At 73.1% G+C, this 2,612-nt stretch carries 4 protein-coding genes; 2 read left to right on the plus strand and 2 right to left on the minus strand.

Going from position 1 to position 2,612, the window contains the following annotated elements:
• Together GT042_RS35490 and GT042_RS35495 are read right to left on the minus strand one after the other, a co-directional pair.
• Nucleotides 1-402: siderophore-interacting protein (locus tag GT042_RS35490; protein WP_161312801.1), on the minus strand; the 402-nt coding region annotated here is incomplete at its 3' end.
• A 48-nt stretch (nt 403-450) separates the two neighbouring features.
• Nucleotides 451-1,356 (minus strand): 5'-3' exonuclease, encoded by a 906-nt coding sequence (locus GT042_RS35495; RefSeq protein WP_161312803.1) that lies wholly within the window; start codon nt 1,354-1,356, stop codon nt 451-453.
• Nucleotides 1,357-1,609: 253 nt separating this feature from the next.
• Between GT042_RS35495 and GT042_RS35500 the strand changes: the two genes are divergently transcribed.
• Both GT042_RS35500 and GT042_RS35505 read left to right on the plus strand, forming a co-directional pair.
• Nucleotides 1,610-2,158 carry an XRE family transcriptional regulator gene (locus GT042_RS35500; protein WP_161312802.1) on the plus strand — a complete coding sequence of 183 codons (549 nt, stop codon included), beginning with the start codon at nt 1,610-1,612 and terminating at the stop codon, nt 2,156-2,158.
• A 92-nt stretch (nt 2,159-2,250) separates the two neighbouring features.
• Nucleotides 2,251-2,612, plus strand: a 362-nt coding sequence (locus GT042_RS35505; protein ID WP_345944041.1) for a helical backbone metal receptor, incomplete at its 3' end; no start/stop codon positions are given.

Consider the following 2,612-nt stretch of genomic DNA (forward strand, 5'->3'; position numbering starts at 1 on the left):
CGGCGCGTACCCGCCGCCGGGGCCGAGGAAGCGCATCGTCTCGCCCACCCGGGCCCGCGCCGCCCACGGCCCGGCCAGCCCCTCGTCGCCGTGCACCACGAAGTCGACGCTCAGCTCACGGGCCGCCGGGTCCCAGGCGCGGACGGTGTACGTACGGGTCGTCGGCCACTGTTCGCGCGGGAACTCCTCCCGGATGCGCTCCATGTCGAACGGTTCCGGGTACGTCACCCCCGCCGGAGCGAACAGCACCTTGACGTAGTGGTCGGTGAACTCCCCGATGTCCAGGCCGTCCAGCCCGTCACCGCCCAGGACGAGGCGCACCATGTGTGGAGTGATCCACTCGGTGCGCACCACCTGTGCCTCACGTGCCTTCGGTGTCCTGCGGGCGGGCTGTTCTGCCATGGCGGTCTCCCCGGCTGTTCGTTGCTTAGGCTTACCTAAGCTAACACCTCAGCGCTGGAGCGCCAGGAGAAGTCGCCGCAGCGCGCCCCCCAGGCCCCACCGCTCGGCCAACTCCTCCAGGGCCTCCGGATGCAGCGGCTCGGTGGGCAGGACGGGGTCGAAGTCCGGCAGGGGAACGTCCCGCGCGACCCGTACGACGACCGGCGCCACCGCCACGTACTCCCGGGCCTCGTCGAGCCGCTTGCGCTGCGACGGGGTCAGCTTCGACCGGGGGTCGGCGACGGCCGCCATGATGCCTGCCAGGTCGCCGTACGCGTCGATCAGCTTGGCCGCCGTCTTCTCTCCGATGCCGGGCACGCCCGGCAGCCCGTCGCTCGGGTCGCCGCGCAGGAGGGCCAGATCCACATAACCGGCCCCGTCCACCCCGTACTTCTCGCGCAGCGCCGCCTCGTCCGTGAGATGCAGCGAACCGACGCCCTTGAGGGGGTACAGCACGCGGACGCCCCGGGCGTCGTCGATCAGCTGGTAGAGGTCGCGGTCCCCGGTGACGATGTCCACGGGGCCGGTGCCCCGGGTCGCCAGGGTGCCGATCACGTCGTCCGCCTCGTACCCCGCCACGCCGACCCGGGCGATGCCCAGCGCGTCGAGCACCTCCTCGATCACCGGCACCTGCGGTGCCAGGGTGTCGGGGGTCTCCTCCTCGTCGGGGCCCTCCGCGTGCGCCTCGGCCACGCGGTGCGCCTTGTACGAGGGGATCAGGTCGACCCGCCACCGGGGCCGCCAGTCCGCGTCCATGCACGCCACCAGGTCGTCGGGATGGTGGTCCTGGACCAGGCGGGCGATGAAGTCCAGCAGCCCCTTCACCGCGTTGACCGGCGTGCCGTCCGGGGCCCGCACGGAGTCGGGGACCCCGAAATAGGCGCGGTAGTAGAGGGAGGCGGTGTCGAGGAGCATCAGGCGTCGCGTCACGTTCCCGATGATGCCGCACGGCACTGACAGTGATGATCCCGCGCGCGAAGGTGTCCGGGGCCCGAGGCCTGTCCCGGGGCCTGTCCGGAGACCTGCCCCGGGACCGCTGTCGCGCCGTACCGGTACCGCCTTCCGTCGGACGCGCGCATGATGGAGCGGAGGGGGAACTCCGGGGACAGCCCTTGTACCGGCGTCAACTCTGAGAGGATGACGGTCCGGTCGGGAGGGAGCCCAGACTATGGACGACAAGGAAGCGCTCAGGGTGGGCGCCGCCGTCCGCAGGAGGCGCAGGTCGCTGGGCCTGACGCTGGCGGCGGTCGCGGCCCGCAGCGGGTTGTCCGTGCCCTTCCTGAGCCAGATCGAGAACGAACGCGCCAGGCCGAGCACCCGCTCCCTGGAGCGGGTGGCCGACGCCCTGGAGACGACGATCCCCAAGCTGCACGCGGCGGCCGACTCCGCGCGGACGGTCGACGTCGTCCGGGCCGGGGACGGCGGCCCCGGGGTCCGCCGGGTGGCACGCGGCGGACATCAGCTGCACGCCAAGGAGTACACCGGCGAACAGGACACCGGGCGGGAGTACCAGCACCGCAACGACGAGGTGATGTACATCGCCGACGGCGCGGCGGAGGTCGAGGCCGAGGGGCGCGCGTACCGTCTGGAGCGCGGCGACACGCTTTATCTGTCCGGTGGGGTACGGCACCGCTGGCGCGCCACGGAGCCGGGCACCCGCATCCTTGTGGTCGCCGTCGCGGAACACATCGACGCGACCGTCGACCCGCCGCGCTGACACCGGCGGTGACGTCTCCCCGGCCGGTGGGGCCGCCACCGGCCTCTTCCCGGTCCGTACGCCGGACAGTCCCGCCCCGGTCCGTACGCCGGATCGTCTCGCTCGTCCCTTCCCTCACCGAGGCGGTCGCGGTCAGCGCCCCCGGCCTGCTGGTGGGCGCCACGGACTGGTGCGCACGCCCGGCCGGCCTCGACGTCGTACGGATCGGCGGCACCAAGAACCCCGACGTCGCGGCCGTCGTGGCGCTGCGCCCCGACCTGGTCGTCGCCAACGAGGAGGAGAACCGTGCCCCTGACCTGGCCGCCCTGCGCGCCGCCGGGCTCGACGTCATGGTCACCGAGGTCAGGACCCTGGACCAGGCCTTCACCGAGCTGGAACGGGTCCTGCTGACCGGGTGCGGGCTCGCCGCGCCGCCCCGCTGGCTGGACGACGCGCGGGCCGCGTGGGCCGCGCC

Source organism: Streptomyces sp. SID3212 (assembly GCF_009865405.1).
Taxonomy (GTDB): Bacteria; Actinomycetota; Actinomycetes; order Streptomycetales; family Streptomycetaceae; genus Streptomyces.

Bases quoted from the DNA above. Each gene is read 5' to 3' on its own strand.
- GT042_RS35495 (WP_161312803.1), bottom strand. From the start codon at position 1,356: ATGCTCCTCGACACCGCCTCCCTCTACTACCGCGCCTATTTCGGGGTC.
- GT042_RS35500 (WP_161312802.1), top strand. From the start codon at position 1,610: ATGGACGACAAGGAAGCGCTCAGGGTGGGCGCCGCCGTCCGCAGGAGG.